We start from the raw sequence: 14,847 nt of genomic DNA on the forward strand, positions 1-14,847 counted from the left end.
AGCCCACCTTGCGGTGGGCTTCTGCGTTCCAGCGTGTCGACGCCGAAGCGTCGCGGACGTCTCAGGCCGCCGCCGCGGAGGCCTTGCGGGGGCCTTCCAGCAGGGCGCGGCGCACGCCGGCCACCACTAGGTCGACCTCGGCGCTGGTGATGCCGAAGTGCGGGGTGAAGCGCAGCGAGTTGACGCCGCCGTGGATCACGCCGAGGCCGTGCTCGCGCATGTACTCCTCAGTGCTGCCGGTGCCGTAGCACTTGAAGTCGTCCGACAGCTCGCAGGAGAACAGCAGGCCGGTGCCCTGCACCTTGGTGATCAGGCCGCCGAGCTCGGCGCGCAGCTTCTCGAGCTTTTCAAGGAACTCGCGGCCCTTGGCGACGATGTTGGCGCGCACCTCGGGGGTCAGCATCTCAAGCGTCGCGCAGGCCACATCCATCGCCCGCGGGTTGGTGGTCATGGTGTTGCCGTAGACGCCCTTGCGGTACAGGCCGGCGGCGCGTGCGTTCACCGCCAGCACGCTCAGCGGGTACTGGCCGGCGTTGAGCGCCTTGGAGTAGGTCTCCATGTCCGGCGCCTCGTAAGCTTCAAAGCCCGGGTAGTCGACGATCGACAGCACGCCGTGGGCGCGCAGGCCGGCCTGGATCGAGTCAACCAGCAGCAGGGTGCCGTGCGCCTTGGTCAGCTCCCTTGCTGCGGCATAGAACTCCGGCGTGACCTGGCGACCGGGATCGCCTTCACCCATCACCGGCTCCAGGAACATCGCCTCGATATACCAGCCCTGCTGGTCGGCCTCGGCGAAGGCCGCGCGCAGCTCCTCGACCGAATACGGCGTGATCGTGATCAGCTGCGGCTCGTGGTGCTTCCAGCTCGCCAGGTGCTTGGCATAGGTCGGGCGCGTGCTGTCGGAGTACAGCATCGGCAGCTCGGTGCGGCCGTGGAAGGCGCCCTTGACCGCGATGCGCTTCACCCGCTTGCCGGCGTGGCGGCCGCCCGGATCGGTGTGCAGCTTGGTGTTGACGTCGGCGATGCGGCCGGCCAGCGAGACCGACTCGGAGCCCGAGTTCAGGCACAGGAACTTGTCGTAGGGACAGCCGCCGCGGCGATGGCCGACCTCGCGCTTCAGCGCCTGCGAGAGCTTCAGCTGCGACAGGCTGGCGGTCATGATGTTGGCCATCACCTGCGGCTGCGCCATGGCCTCGATCACAGGCGTCGGCGTGTGGCCGAAGCCGAGCATGCCGTAGCCGCCCGAGTCGTGCAGCACCGCGCCTTTGAGCGTGATCACCCACGGGCCGCGGGCAGTCAGCGCCACGTAGGGATTCACCGCGTCATCGGTATAGAAGTTGACGTAGTCGGCGTGGATGGCGGCCAGCTGCTCGGCCTCGTCGGCGCGCAGCAGGGCGTCGAACTCGCCGCCGCGCAGGGCCTCGAAGGCGGCGACGGCGGCCTCCACGGCTTCAACGAGTTCGGGGAACTGGCCGCCGAGGCGCTCGACCGTCGCCTCGTCGAGTCCGCGGCAGCGCGGCGAGCCGCCGTAGCTGCGCAGGGGTTTCAGGCGCTCGATCAGGCTCGGCGTGGCGGTGTTCATCTGGCTGGCTCTCCCCGGTGGTTGGGCGGACGCGCGCTCGGCGCGATCAAGGCCCAATAAAAACAAAAACTTAGCCAGATAGTATCACCCGGCATAAGGGCCGCGTAAGCCGGTGAGGGCAGCGTGATCGTCGCAGTCGTCGTGTCGCTCAGCAGAATATCTTGCGGAATCAGGGGCTTCCAGCGCTGCCGTCAGCAGCGGCCGTGCCAGCGCAGGCGCGCCGGCTGAGCCCGCGCTCCGCACTGCGTGCGACGCGTCTATGTGTACTGGCGACACCACGAAGAAGAACCGCCCCGCCCGCATGCCAGGGGTGCATGCATGCGGGCAGGGGAGGCCTGTGTCACTGCGTGCGGGAGGCAGTGAGCGGGAAGCATGCGAGAACCATCCGCCTACCGCGACCGCCTCTGGCCGCTCGTGGCGGCAGCGCGCTGCGCGAATTCCGCGACGACTGGCTCGCCAAACACCCTTGAATCCAGATGCCGCGCTTTGCCACGAATGCCCAGCGACGCCCTCGCTACGGCGTCTGGATTTTTTACCCGCTCTGAGCTGGGCCGTTCAGTCTTCGGGTGTTTCGAAGCCATTGGCGAACAGCCGCAGCGGCAGGCTGCCCGCATTCGCGCTGTTGTTGGCAGGGTCGAGTTCCCGGCTGAAACCGGCCGGGTCCAGGCTCAGGCTGGCGCTCGCCGTGATGGACGCCGGCGGCGCCGCGCCCACGCTGCCGCTCAGCTGGATCTGCAGGCTGGCGCCGGGGGGCAGCGCTGCGATCTGCAGGTCGATCGCGCCGCTGCCGCTGGCGGCCGGACAGGCGGAGCCGGTGCAGGTCCAGGCCGGATTGAGCAGGCCAGCTGGCGCTGGCGCCTGCAGGCGCAGCGCATAGGCAACATCCGGCCCCGAGTTCTGCACATCGATGCGGAAGCGCAGGCTGTCATCGGGCAGGTAGAGCGGGTCCAGCGCGAGCACGCCCACGGATGGATCGGCAGGCGAGAGCAGGCGCAGGCTGTCGCTGTCGCTGCTGTTGCCGAAGTCCGCGTTGGCCGAGGTGAAGCGCGCGGTGATCGCGTAGTCACCGACCGCAGCGCCGGGCCCGAACTCGATGCTGCAGCTCTGCACGCCCTCGGCGCTGACCGGCGCGCTGCAGGCCAGCGTGCTCGCACCGTTGACCGCGGTGACCGCGTAGGTGCCCGAGGGCGCGCCGCCCTCTTCTTCGATGACGTCGAGCAGGGCGTCGAAGACCACGCTCACCCCGCGATCGCGCGGGCTGGCGACCGGGCCCAGGGCGAGCGCGGTGCGGAAGGGCGGCTGGATCACCAGCGTGTAGCTGCGGCTTTCGCTGAAGGGGCCACCGAGAGCCGCGCTGCTGCTGTCGCTGACCGCGACCGTGAAGCTGAAGCTGCCGAACTCGGTGGGGGTGCCCGCGAGCAGGCCATTGCCGCCGAGGGTGATGCCGGCCGGAAGTGTGCCGCCAGTGCGGCTGAAGACGAGCGGCACGGTGGCGCCGGTGGCGGCCGTGTCGAAGAGCTGGCTGTAAGCCACCCCGATCTGGCCGTCCGCGAGGCTGGCGGGCTGCAGGCGCAGGTCGGGCTTCACCTGCACGCTGGCCGTGCCGAAGCTCTCGGCAAAACCGGGCGCACCGCTGTAGCGGGCACGCAGGACGCGCGGCCCCACGGCGGTTGCGCTCAGGCTGCAGCTGCCGGCGCCCGCGCTGAGCGTTGCGCTGCAGCTGTTGCCCTGGTCGTCGCGGATCAGGACGTCGCCGCTCGCGATGCCTTCAGGCGCGTTGACAGTAACGGCGGTGGCGTATGTTGACCCGATCTGCACGGCCTGAGCCGGGACGCCGCTCAGATCGATGCTGGTCGCCAGACTGACGTAGGCGTAGGCGGCACCTGCCAGTGTCTGACCGTCGATCACCGTGCCCGGCGCCGTCACTCCTGCGATGTTGCCACCGAGGGCCAGTGCGCTGCCGAATTGGTCCTCCCGCGCACCGCCGTCTGCCAGCACGCGCTGCCGCCGGAGCCACTGGCCATCGTCAAGCAAGAACAGCTCGGCGCTGCCGCGTAGGCTGTCGCCTGCGATGGTGTCGTACGGTGCGCCTACCAGTAGGCGTGGGCCGGACAAGCGCACCTCGGTTCCGAACTGCGCGCCCGATGAGACCTCAGGGCTGGCCAACTCGCTCAGGCCTTGCCATGCACCTGTGGAACGGAGCCAACTCAGTACGAGGCCTGAATTGGTAGGGCCGTTGGCCTCAGCGTCCGGTGCGCCAGCCACAGCGACGTCACCATCGATATCTACCGACCAGCCAAGGCGGTCGCCCTGAGCCGGCGCCGAGCGCCGGAGGTTTGCCTCCAGTGTCCAGTTAGATCCGCTGCGGCGCCAAACAAAGGCTCCGCCCTGATCGACAGCAACGCCATCAAGGCCTGGAGCGCCAGCAATCAGCGCTTCGCCGGACAGCGCCACCGACAGTCCGAGTCGGTCATTGGCAACTCCACCGGACAGGCTCAGGCGCTGCTGCTGCGACCAACTGCTACCGCTGCGGGTAAACACATACACCGCGCCTCGCGACTGGTTGAAGCCAATGGCGCCCACCGCGAGGGTGTCGCCGTCGATGGCCACCGCGTCGCCGAAGCGAGCGTTGCCGACAGGGTCGCTCGCGCGCAGGGTGGCTTCCAAAGTCCAAGCCGAACCAGTCCGCAGAAACACGTAGGCAGCACCGCTTGCGCTGAGCCGATCGGGCGCACCGACCACAAGGCGATCGCCGTCCTGAGCGACGGCGTCGCCAAAGAAGTCGCTTGCGCCTCCGTCAGGCGAAATGATCTTTGCCTGTAGATTCCAGTGTGTCCCGCTGCGAACGTAGACATCGACCAGCGGATCCGGGAATGCACCCGGCGCCCCAATCACCAAGGTGTCGCCCGAGCCGCTCGCGCTCAGGCCATAGGCTTCGAACAGGCCAGGATCCGAGTCGATCAGGCGGGTCGGCGCCGGCAGCGACTGTGCTCCAGACCGCACAGGCAAAGCGATGAGTGCAAGCAGGATCGAAGTGATCAGGCACAACGTGCGTGACGCGGAGCGAAGCATATCGAGCCTCCGGAGACCGGGCTGGGTCAAGCTGTAATTGCAAGCCACATGCCGTCGCTGCGGTCGCGCGCTGGGCCTCGGAACGAATGTGCGCCGTATCACGTCGCAGTCAACAGCTGCACTTTAGGCGGCCATGGCGCCATTCAATTGTCGCGCCTGCCGCGCGCGACGATAATGCGCGGCTGCCCGCCCACTGCTGGTCACCCCCTTTCCGTGAAGAAATCCGACTTCGACTTCGAGTTGCCGCCCGCGCTGATCGCCCAGGCGCCGCTGCCCGAGCGCTCGGCCAGTCGCCTGCTGCATCTGCAGGCGGACGGCGGGCGCGTGGATCGGCATGTGCGCGACCTGCCCGAACTGCTGCAGGCGGGCGATCTGCTGGTGTTCAACGACACTCGCGTGATCCCGGCGCGGCTGTTCGGGCACAAGGACAGCGGCGGCCGCGTCGAGATCCTGATCGAGCGCATCACCGGCACCCACGAGGCGCGCGCCCAGCTCGGCGTCAGCAAGTCGCCGAAGGCCGGCGCATGCATCACGCTGGATGCCGGCGGCGAGTTCGAGGTGCTGGGCCGGGAGGGCGAGTTCTACCGGCTGCGCCTGCGCGGCGACGAAGCGCTGGAGAAGCTGCTGCTGCGTGCCGGTCGCCTGCCGCTGCCGCCCTACATCCAGCGTGAGCCCGGCACCGACGACGCCGAGCGCTACCAGACCGTGTTCGCCAAGCACGTCGGCGCAGTGGCCGCACCCACGGCGGGACTGCACTTCGACGAGCCCCTGCTGGCCCGGCTGCGCGCGCGCGGCGTCGAGTTTGGCCACGTCACCCTGCATGTGGGCGCCGGCACCTTCCAGCCGATGCGCGCCGAGAGCGTGCACGAGCACACCATGCACAGCGAGTGGCTGAACGTCGGCGCCGAGCTGGTCGAGCAGATCCGCCGCACGCGCGCTGCCGGCAGGCGCGTCATCGCGGTGGGCACGACGGTGGTGCGCGCGCTGGAGACCGCGATGCGCGAGGGCGAAGTGCAGCCCTTCGCCGGCGACACCCAGATCTTCATCTTCCCCGGCTACCGCATCCGTTCGATCGATGCCCTGATCACCAACTTCCACCTGCCGCAGTCGACCCTGCTGATGCTGGTCTCGGCCTTCTGCGGCCGCGAGCGCATCCTTGACGCCTATCGCTATGCAGTCGAACAGCGCTACCGCTTCTTCTCGTATGGCGATGCGATGCTGCTTGAGCCCATGGCTCAAGCAGCCGGGATTCGTAATTCGGGATTCGGGATTCGCTCAGAGCAAGAGCCCTGTCCCTGAGGCACCGCCGGGGTTCTGGCTCGCTCGATTGGGCGACGGAACAACGGCGTGCCGCGACCCGCACATACGAATCCCGAATCCCCAATCCCGAATCCCGGCCCTCCAATGCCCCGTCTCCAGTTCGACCTGCTCACCACCGACGGCGCCGCGCGCCGCGGGCGGCTCACGTTTCCGCGCGGCACGGTGGAGACGCCGGCCTTCATGCCGGTCGGCACCTACGGGACGGTCAAGGCCATGTTCCCGGAGGATCTGCGCGCGCTCGGCGCTGAGATCATTCTCGGCAACACCTTCCATCTCTACTTGCGGCCGGGGCTTGAGGTCATCCGCGCGCATGAGGGCCTGCACGGTTTCGCGCGCTGGGACGGGCCGATCCTCACCGACTCCGGCGGCTTCCAGGTGTTCTCGCTGGCGCATCGCCGCAAGATCACCGAGGAGGGCGTGAACTTCGCCTCGCCGGTCGACGGCAGCAAGGTCTTCCTGAGCCCCGAGGTGTCGATGGAAATCCAGCGCGTGCTGGATTCCGATGTCGTCATGATCTTCGACGAGTGCACGCCCTACCCTGCCACCGAGAAGCAGGCGGCGACCTCAATGCAGCTCTCGCTGCGCTGGGCCGAGCGTTCGAAGCGTGCGCATGAGGGCAATGACGCCGCGCTGTTCGGCATCGTCCAGGGCGGCGTCTACCACGACCTGCGCAGCGTATCGGCGCGCGGGCTCATCGACATCGGCTTCGACGGCTATGCGGTCGGCGGCCTCGCCGTCGGCGAGCCCGAGGCCGAGCGCAACGCCATGCTGGAGCACACCTGCCCGCAGCTGCCGACGGACCGCCCGCGCTACCTGATGGGTGTGGGCCGGCCCGAGGACATCGTCGAGGCCGTCGCCCGCGGCATCGACATGTTCGACTGCGTCATGCCGACCCGCAATGCGCGCAACGGCCACTACTTCACCAAACATGGTGCGATCCGCATCCGCAACGCCAAGTACGAGAAGGACACCCGCCCGATCGAGGAGGGCTGCGGCTGCTACGCCTGCGCGCGTGGCTTTTCCCGCGCCTATCTGCGTCATCTGGAGCGCTGCAACGAGATCCTCGGTGCCATGCTGGCCACCCAGCACAACCTTTTCCATTACCAGGCCTTGATGCGCGACATCCGCGCCGCCATAGACGCGGGGCGGTTCGAGGACTTCCGGGCCGAGTTCTATCGCCAGCGGCAGACGCCGGCCCCGGAGTGAATCCGGGCCACAGCGGCGCGCATGGCATAATCCGCGGCTTTGCGGCGGCCAGGACGGCCGCGGCAGCCCTCAACCGTCAACGGAGCGCACCGCCCCATGGACTTCCTGATCTCCCCCGCCTTCGCCCAGGCCGCTGGGCCGCAGCCCTCGCCCTGGTCGCCGCTGATCATGCTGGCGATCTTCTTCGCTGTGTTCTTCTTCCTGGTGATCCGTCCGCAGATGAAGCGCGCCAAGGAGCACCGCAGCATGGTGTCCGCCCTGGGCAAGGGCGATGAGGTGATCACCTCGGGTGGCCTCGCCGGCCGCATCGACGACGTCAGCGACAGCTTCATCACGGTCGAGATCGCCGACGGCGTGCGCGTCAAGGTGCAGAAGCAGGCCGTCACCGCGGTGCTGCCCAAGGGCACGCTGAAGTCCGCCTGATCGCGGGCTCCATCGCGCCGCCCATTCCATCCGGCCGCGCTTGGCGCGGCCTTCCCGGGTAGACCCCCATGCTTGATTTCCCTCGCTGGAAGTACGCGCTCGTCGCGCTCGTACTGCTGTTCGCGGTTTTCTATTCGCTGCCCAACATCTACCCGCAGGACGCAGCCATCCAGGTCAGTGCGAACCGCGGTGCGAGCATCGACGCCGCCCTCGTCGAGCGCGTCCGCGGCGTGCTTGAGGCCCGCCAGCTGTCGCCCAAGTCCTTCGAGCAGCGTGAGAGTCAGGGCGCGACCCCGGCCAGCGTGCTCGTGCGCCTGCCCTCGCCGGAAGAACAGCTGATCGCCGCCGACCTGGTGCGCGCCGAGCTGGGCGACCGCTACACCGTGGCCCTGAATCTGGCGCCGACCGTGCCGGCCTGGCTGCAGGCGATCCGCGCCAAGTCGATGACCCTGGGTCTCGACCTGCAGGGTGGCGTGCACTTCCTGATGGAGATCGACCAGAACGCGGCGGTCGAGAAGCGCGAGAACGGCTTCGCTGACGACATCCGCGTGCTGCTGCGCGAGAAGAACCTGCAGTACACCCGCGTCGACCGCACGCCCAACGGCATCGTCGTGCAGCTGCGCCGTGCAGAAGACCGCGAGGCCGCGGCCACCGAGATCGCAGGCCGTGTCACCGACCTGCAGCTCAGCGAAGGCAGCGAGCCGACCCAGCTGATCGGGCGCATGCGCGAAGAGGTGCTGAACCAGATCCTCTCCGATGCCCTGGAGCAGAACGTCGGCACCCTGCGCAACCGCATCAACGAGCTCGGCGTGGCCGAGCCCATCATCACCCGCCAGGGCAACAGCCGCATCGTGGTGCAGCTGCCGGGCGTGCAGGACACCGCCCAGGCCAAGCGCATCCTCGGCTCGACGGCGACCCTGGAGTACCGCGCGCAGGTCGACGGCAATGCCCAGGAAGCACGCGACGGCGGCCGCGTTCCGCCCGAGGCCAAGCTCTACAACATGCGCGAGCTTGGCCCAGACGGCCGGCCGGTGCCGGTGCTGCTGAGCAAGCGGGTCATCGCCTCGGGCGATCAGCTCGTCAATGCCGTGTCGCAGCTCGACCCGCAGAGCGGCACGCCGGCGGTGTCGGTCACCCTGAACGCGGTGGGCGGCCAGCGCATGCTGGAATTCACTCGCGAGAACGTCGGGCGTGGCATGGGCGTGGTCTTCATCGAGCGTCGGCCAGAGACCCGCATGGTGGACGGCAAGGAAGTCCGGACGGTGCGCATCACCGAGGAGGTGATCAATCTGGCCAGTATCCGGGGTGTGTTCTCCAACCAGTTCCAGACCACTGGCCTGTCGAGCCCGGAAGAAGCTGCCCAGCTCGCCCTGCTGCTGCGCGCGGGCTCGCTGGCCGCGCCGGTCGATATCGTCGAAGAGCGTGTGGTCGGGCCCTCGCTGGGCGCCGAAAACATCGAAGCCGGCGCGCGCGCCGTTGTCCTCGGGTTCCTGATGGTCTGCGCGCTGATGATCGTCTACTACAAGGGTTTCGGACTGATCTCGGTGTTCGCCCTGTTCATGAACCTGCTGCTGCTGGCGGCCGTGCTCAGCGTTGCGGGTGCCACTCTGACCATGCCCGGCATCGCCGGCATCGTGCTGACGCTGGGCATGGCGATCGACGGCAACGTGTTGATCATCGAGCGCATCCGCGAGGAGCTGCGCGCCGGCAACACGCCGGTCAACTCGATCGTGGCCGGCTATGAGCGCGCGTGGACAGTCATTCTCGACTCCAACGTCACCAAGCTGATCGCCGCGGTCGCGCTGTTCTCCTTCGGTTCCGGCCCGGTGCGCGGATTCGCCGCCGTGCTGTTCTTCGGCGTGCTGACCTCGATGTTCACTTCGGTGACCGTCAGTCGCGCGCTGGCCACCCTGTTCTACGGCCACGGGCGGAAAGTCCGCTCGGTTTCGGTCTGACGCATTCGACGGAGCCGAGCAATGGAATTCTTCAACCCCAACAGCAATGTCAACTTCATGCGCATCCGTCGCGCCACCATGGCGGTGGCGGTGGCGCTGATGCTCATCTCGATCGTGGCGCTGGCCACGCGTGGCCTGAACTTCGCCCTGGACTTCACCGGTGGCACCCTGGTCGAGGTCGAGTTCGCCGAGACCACCGAGCAGAGCGCGGTCACCGAGCGCCTTGAAGCGGCCGGTATCGAAGGCGCCCTGGTGCAGCGCTTCTCCGGCACCAGTTTCTCGGTGCGGCTGTCGCCGAAGGCCGTGGCCGAGGACGAAGCCACCGCCGCCGCGGATGCCAGTATCGCCGACGGCAATGCGGCCACCGCGGGTCGCGTGCTCGAGGCCCTGTCCGCCGGCGGCGCTAAGGTCGAGATCAAGCGCAGCGAGTTCGTCGGCCCGCAGGTCGGCGCCGAGCTGGCCTACAACGGCATCATCGCCGTGCTGGTGGTGCTGGCCGGCATCATGATCTACATCGGTCTGCGCTTCGAATGGAAGTTCGCGGTCGCCACCGTGGTCGGCGAAGCGCACGACGTGATCGTGACGCTCGGCTTCTTCGCGATCATGGGCTACGACTTCGACCTGACCGTGCTGGCGGCGATCCTCGCGGTCGACGGTTACTCGGTGAACGACAAGATCGTGGTCTTCGACCGCGTCCGCGAGCTGTTCCGCGCGACCCGCAAGGACACGCCGCAGGACGTGATCAACCGCGCGATCAACAGCACGCTGTCGCGCACCATCATGACCTCGCTGACCACCCTGCTGACGTGCATCGCGCTCTACATCTGGGGCGGCCCGACGCTGGAAGGCTTCGCGATGGCCCTGATCGTCGGCATCGTGGTCGGCACGGCGTCCACCATCTTCTTCGCCAGCCCCCTGCTGCTGACGCTGGGCGTGACCAAGGAAGACCTGATGCCCAAGGCCAAGGACGACGCGGAGCTGAATCGGCGGCCCTGAGCGCGCCTTCGGCGCGCTGCAAACGACAAGGGCGCCCCGCGGGGCGCCCTTTCTGTTTGCGGGATTCGGGATTGGGGATTCGGGATTCGCAAGAGCCGGCGCTACTGACGGGATGCGATGGGTACGCGTTGTCGGACTGCCCCCCGAGCTTTTCAGCTGGGCGGTGTTCCTAAAGAAACCTTGGCTCGTCATCCCCGCGGAGGCGGGGATCCAGGGTTCCTGCGGCTGTCGCAAGTCTTGCTGGGCCCCCGCCTCCGCGGGGGCGACGGCGAAGACATGCCATTGCAAGCGTTCTGATTATTGAGAGCTCGCGTCGAGGTTTCGAGCCTGTCGAATCCCGAATCCCCAATCCCGTGATCGCGGCAAAGCCGCGACCCCCACGATCAGTCAAACGCCGCCGCATACCCCGAGTTGACCAGGGACTTTTGCACCAGCTCGCTGACCTTGAGGTTGCCGGCGACGATCTGGCCGTACTTGAAGTAGTCGGTGCCGCCGCGGAAATCGCAGACGCGGCCGCCGGCTTCGCGCACCAGCAGCACGCCGGCGGCGATGTCCCAGGGCATCACCCCGGCCTCGAAGTAGGCGTCGGCGCGGCCGGCGGCGACATAGGCCAGATCCAGCGCGGCCGAGCCGGTGCGGCGCACGTCCTCGGCGTCGCGCATGAGCTCGCGCACGGCCTCCAGCTGGGCGCCGATCTTCGAGCGCTGGCGCGGGGCGAAACCGGTGATCAGCATCGCGCCCGACAGGTCATTGCGCTGGGATACACGGATGCGCTTGTCGTTCAACACCGCGCCCGAGCCCTTGGTCGCGCTGTAGATCTCGTTGCGCAGCGGATCGTAGATCACGCCCAGCACCGGCTCCTGGTTGTCCAGCAGCGCGATCGACACGCAGAAGTGCGGGATGCCGTGCAGGAAGTTGCTGGTGCCGTCCAGCGGATCGATGACCCAGGTGTAGCGCGACTTGCCGGTCTGGCCCGATTCCTCGGCCAGGAAGGCGTGGTCGGGAAAGGCGCGCTTGAGTTCGCGGATGATCTCGGCTTCGGCCTGGGCATCGACCTCGCTGGCATAATCCTGCTTCGATTTCTCGAAGACGCTCAGGGATTCGACGCGGCCGACATGGCGAAGGATCAGGTCGCCGGCACGGCGTGCCGCCTTGACCACGACGTTGATCGCGGACTTCTGCATACGCACTCTCGCTGGGAAAAGAACGGGCACGGCCAGGCTGGCCGTCCCTGAAGGGCGGGGGAGTGTACTGCAAAGGCCCGGGCGAGTCCCGCCCGCCGGCTGAACCGCCTGCGCCCGGCCGTCTTCGGCACCCTCAAGCCAAGGAATCCCATGCTCGACGCCATCGCCATCGTCCTGGTCGGCACCCAGCACCCCGGCAACATCGGCTCCACCGCCCGCGCCATGAAGACCATGGGACTGTCCGACCTGCGCCTGGTGCAGCCCGAGCAGTTTCCCGACATCCAGGCCAACGCGATGGCGGCCGGCGCCGACGACGTGCTGGAGCGCGCCCGCGTGTTCGATCGCCTGGAGGACGCCATCGCCGACTGCCGCCTGGTGCTGGGCTGCACCGCGCGCCGGCGCGGCGTACCGCTGCCCGAGTACGGGCCGCGTGACGCCGCGTCGCTGCTGCTGCAAAGCGCGCGCAGCGGCCCGGTCGCGCTGATGTTCGGCCGCGAGCGCACCGGCCTGACGAACGAAGAGCTGCAGCGCTGCCAGGCCGCCGTGCACATCCCGGCCAATCCCGAGTACAGCTCGCTGAACCTGGCCCAGGCCGTGCAGGTGCTGAGCTACGAGCTGCGCATGGGGCATCTGTTTCCAGCGCAGGCGGACGCGCCCCAGCCCGCGGCGCCTTCTCCACTTGCCGCGACCCTCGAGCGCGGCGACGCGCTGGCGACGCAGGCGCAGGTCGAGCGCTTCTTCGGACACCTCGACCAGACCCTGCACGACATCGACTTCCACAAGGGCCGCTCGCCCGACGTGGTGATGCAGCGCCTGCGCCGGGTGTTCCTGCGCGCCGCGCTCGACGAGCGCGAGCTGCGCGTCCTGCACGGCATCCTCGCTGACGCGCAGCGCATGGCCGAGCTGGCGCTGAAGTCGGGCCTGCATGTGCCAACAGCGGAGCGTCGCGAGGCGGGGGCGGGCGAACACGAGGGGCGCAACGAAGGCCAAAACGAAGCATAGGGTGGGCCCTGGCCCACCGTGAGCGCGGCGCTCGCCCCGGCCTTCGTCCACCCGATGTCGCTGCGCTCGACGCTCGCCCCAGTCTTCGTTCACCAAACGTCGAGGGCATCCCGGCGCGAGGCGCCCTGCGCACCCTTCGGGCCTTGAGTCCCGCGCCTAGGGCCGATGTCGAACGCGGCTTCTGATCGCGCCGCGCGCAGGGCATGCCGACGATGCGGAAGCGGTGTCGCATCGGCACGGATGTCTGCCGCAGGGCGTGGTCGACATGGCGGACCGGGGCATGTGTCGGACCCATGGTGGGCCAGGGCCCACCCCATGAAATGGGATGTTTGCGTCGCGAATCACACGCTGCCCACGGCTGTCGTTCTTCCATGGCGCCCCACCACTGCCGCTCACTCTGTCCAATCACCGATGCGCGCCTACTACTGCCACCACTTCGTGCTGCCGCTGCCGCCCGAGCACCGCTTTCCGATGGACAAGTACCGGCGGCTGTACGAGCGCGTGCGCGGTGTCGAGGGCATCGAGCTGGTCGAGCCGGAGCCGGCCTCGATCGAGGACCTGCAGCGCGTGCACTGCCACGACTACATCGCGCGCATGCACGAAGGCCGCGCCAGCGAAGCCGAACTGCGGCGCATCGGCTTTCCGTGGTCGCCGGCCATGGTCGAGCGCTCGCGGCGCTCCTCGGGCGGCACCATCGGCGCGCTGACCTCGGCCCTGCGCGGCGATAGCGTGGCGGTGAACCTGGCCGGCGGCACCCACCATGCGGCCTTCGATCGCGGCGGCGGCTATTGCGTGTTCAACGATTCGGTGGTCGCCGCACGTCATGTGCAGGCGGCAGGGCTGGCTGATCGCCTGCTGGTGGTCGACCTCGACGTGCATCAGGGCGACGGCACCGCCGCCCTGTGCGCGAACGACCCCACGATCCACACCTTCTCGATGCACGCCGCGCGCAACTACCCGGCGGTCAAGCCGCCCTCGGACCTCGATGTCGCCCTGCCGGACGGCACCGACGATCAGGCCTATCTTGATCTGCTCGACCATCACCTGCCCCGCGCCATCGCCGCCGCGCGCCCCGACGCGCTGATCTATCTGGCCGGCGCCGATCCGTTCGAGGGTGACCGCCTCGGCTTTCTCAAGCTCAGCAAGGCCGGCCTGCGCGAGCGCGACCAGCGCGTGCTCGACACCTGCCGCCGGCTGGGCCTGCCGCTGTCGATCAGCATGGCCGGCGGCTATGCGAACGATGTCGAAGACATCGTCGACATCCACCATGCGACGGTGCTTGCAGCGCTGGCGCATGCGCGTGGATGTGCGGACGCGCCCGAGCCGCACGCCGCCGCCGCTACACTGCCGGACTGCTGATTCGCGCTGGAGCCCTGATGCCGCCCGTACCTCCCATCACCAAGGTCCTGCTGCTCGCTTGTGGCCTGGTCTACGTGCTGCAGCTGGTGCTGGGCGAGCTCGCGATGCTGCCCTTCATGCTCTGGCCCGCGGGCGAGTACACCCGTGCGTTCAACGGGCAGATTGTCAGCGTTGGCTTCCTGCCCTGGCAGCTGTTTACCTACGGCTTCATGCACGGCAGCGAGACCCATCTGCTGTTCAACCTGCTGGCGCTGTGGATGTTCGGTGGTGATGTCGAGCGTGTGCTGGGGCCGCGCCGCTATTTGCTCTACGTGCTCACCTGCATCGTTGGCGCGGGCCTGATCCAGCTGGTGGTGACGACCATGGCGGCGCAGTCGGGCGAGCTCTACAACACTGTGGGGATCTCGGGTGGCGTGTTCGGCGTGCTGCTGGCCTTCGGCATGGCCTTTCCGAACCGGCAGGTCATGCTGCTGATTCCGCCGATTCCGATGAAGGCGCGCACCCTGGTGGTGGTGTACGGCGTGATCGAACTGGTGCTTGGCGTTTCAGGCACCCGCACCGGCATTGCCCACTTCGCGCATCTCGGCGGCATGCTGTTCGGCTTCCTGCTGCTGCAGTACTGGCGCGGCCGCTGGCCCTTCGAGCGCAGACGCCCATAGGGTGGGCCCTGGCCCACCATGCGCCGGACGCTCGCGCCAGCACGCCGCGACTCGTACGTTGCGCCGCCACGCAGCGCGCCTCGCGGTGCAGC

General features: G+C 68.2%; 11 protein-coding genes. 8 read left to right on the forward strand and 3 right to left on the reverse strand.

What is annotated here, in order from left to right; translation table 11 throughout:
- Positions 1–61 precede the first annotated feature (61 nt).
- Both Q0654_RS21045 and Q0654_RS21050 read right to left on the reverse strand, forming a co-directional pair.
- Positions 62–1,579 (reverse strand): aminotransferase class III-fold pyridoxal phosphate-dependent enzyme, encoded by a 1,518-nt coding sequence (locus Q0654_RS21045; protein ID WP_298857088.1) that lies wholly within the window; start codon positions 1,577–1,579, stop codon positions 62–64.
- Between the two features lie 555 nt (positions 1,580–2,134).
- On the reverse strand, positions 2,135–4,651 hold the full coding sequence (locus Q0654_RS21050) for an Ig-like domain repeat protein (RefSeq protein ID WP_298857090.1): 2,517 nt from the start codon (positions 4,649–4,651) through the stop codon (positions 2,135–2,137).
- Between the two features lie 174 nt (positions 4,652–4,825).
- Between Q0654_RS21050 and queA the strand changes: the two genes are divergently transcribed.
- The 5 genes from queA to secF all read left to right on the forward strand — a co-directional run bounded on the left by queA (position 4,826) and on the right by secF (position 10,551).
- A complete protein-coding gene (queA, locus tag Q0654_RS21055; RefSeq protein ID WP_298857092.1) occupies positions 4,826–5,950 on the forward strand; it encodes a tRNA preQ1(34) S-adenosylmethionine ribosyltransferase-isomerase QueA in 1,125 nt (374 codons plus the stop codon).
- A gap of 105 nt (positions 5,951–6,055) precedes the next feature.
- Entirely contained in the window at positions 6,056–7,177 is a 1,122-nt protein-coding gene (tgt, locus tag Q0654_RS21060) for a tRNA guanosine(34) transglycosylase Tgt (protein WP_298857094.1), read from the forward strand.
- Positions 7,178–7,273: 96 nt separating this feature from the next.
- Entirely contained in the window at positions 7,274–7,600 is a 327-nt protein-coding gene (yajC, locus tag Q0654_RS21065; protein ID WP_298857096.1) for a preprotein translocase subunit YajC, read from the forward strand.
- 68 nt (positions 7,601–7,668) lie between these two features.
- Complete coding sequence (gene secD / locus Q0654_RS21070) at positions 7,669–9,555, forward strand: protein translocase subunit SecD (protein ID WP_298857098.1); 1,887 nt, start codon at positions 7,669–7,671, stop codon at positions 9,553–9,555.
- Positions 9,556–9,576: 21 nt separating this feature from the next.
- Positions 9,577–10,551, forward strand: a complete 975-nt coding sequence (secF, locus tag Q0654_RS21075) for a protein translocase subunit SecF (protein WP_298857100.1) — start codon at positions 9,577–9,579, stop codon at positions 10,549–10,551.
- Positions 10,552–10,934: 383 nt separating this feature from the next.
- Here the strand turns inward: secF and Q0654_RS21080 are convergent, their stop codons facing one another.
- Complete coding sequence (locus tag Q0654_RS21080) at positions 10,935–11,735, reverse strand: inositol monophosphatase family protein (RefSeq protein ID WP_298857102.1); 801 nt, start codon at positions 11,733–11,735, stop codon at positions 10,935–10,937.
- 150 nt (positions 11,736–11,885) lie between these two features.
- On the opposite strand from Q0654_RS21080, the gene Q0654_RS21085 reads away from it, so the two are divergent.
- The 3 genes from Q0654_RS21085 to Q0654_RS21095 all read left to right on the forward strand — a co-directional run bounded on the left by Q0654_RS21085 (position 11,886) and on the right by Q0654_RS21095 (position 14,755).
- A complete protein-coding gene (locus Q0654_RS21085; RefSeq protein ID WP_298857104.1) occupies positions 11,886–12,737 on the forward strand; it encodes an RNA methyltransferase in 852 nt (283 codons plus the stop codon).
- A 411-nt stretch (positions 12,738–13,148) separates the two neighbouring features.
- Positions 13,149–14,096: a histone deacetylase gene (locus tag Q0654_RS21090; RefSeq protein ID WP_298857107.1), complete on the forward strand. Its 948-nt coding sequence runs from the start codon at positions 13,149–13,151 to the stop codon at positions 14,094–14,096.
- A 14-nt stretch (positions 14,097–14,110) separates the two neighbouring features.
- A complete protein-coding gene (locus tag Q0654_RS21095) occupies positions 14,111–14,755 on the forward strand; it encodes a rhomboid family intramembrane serine protease (RefSeq protein ID WP_298857315.1) in 645 nt (214 codons plus the stop codon).
- Positions 14,756–14,847: the final 92 nt, after the last annotated feature.

This window comes from uncultured Aquimonas sp., assembly GCF_937888285.1.
Taxonomy (GTDB): Bacteria; Pseudomonadota; Gammaproteobacteria; order Xanthomonadales; family Xanthomonadaceae; genus Aquimonas.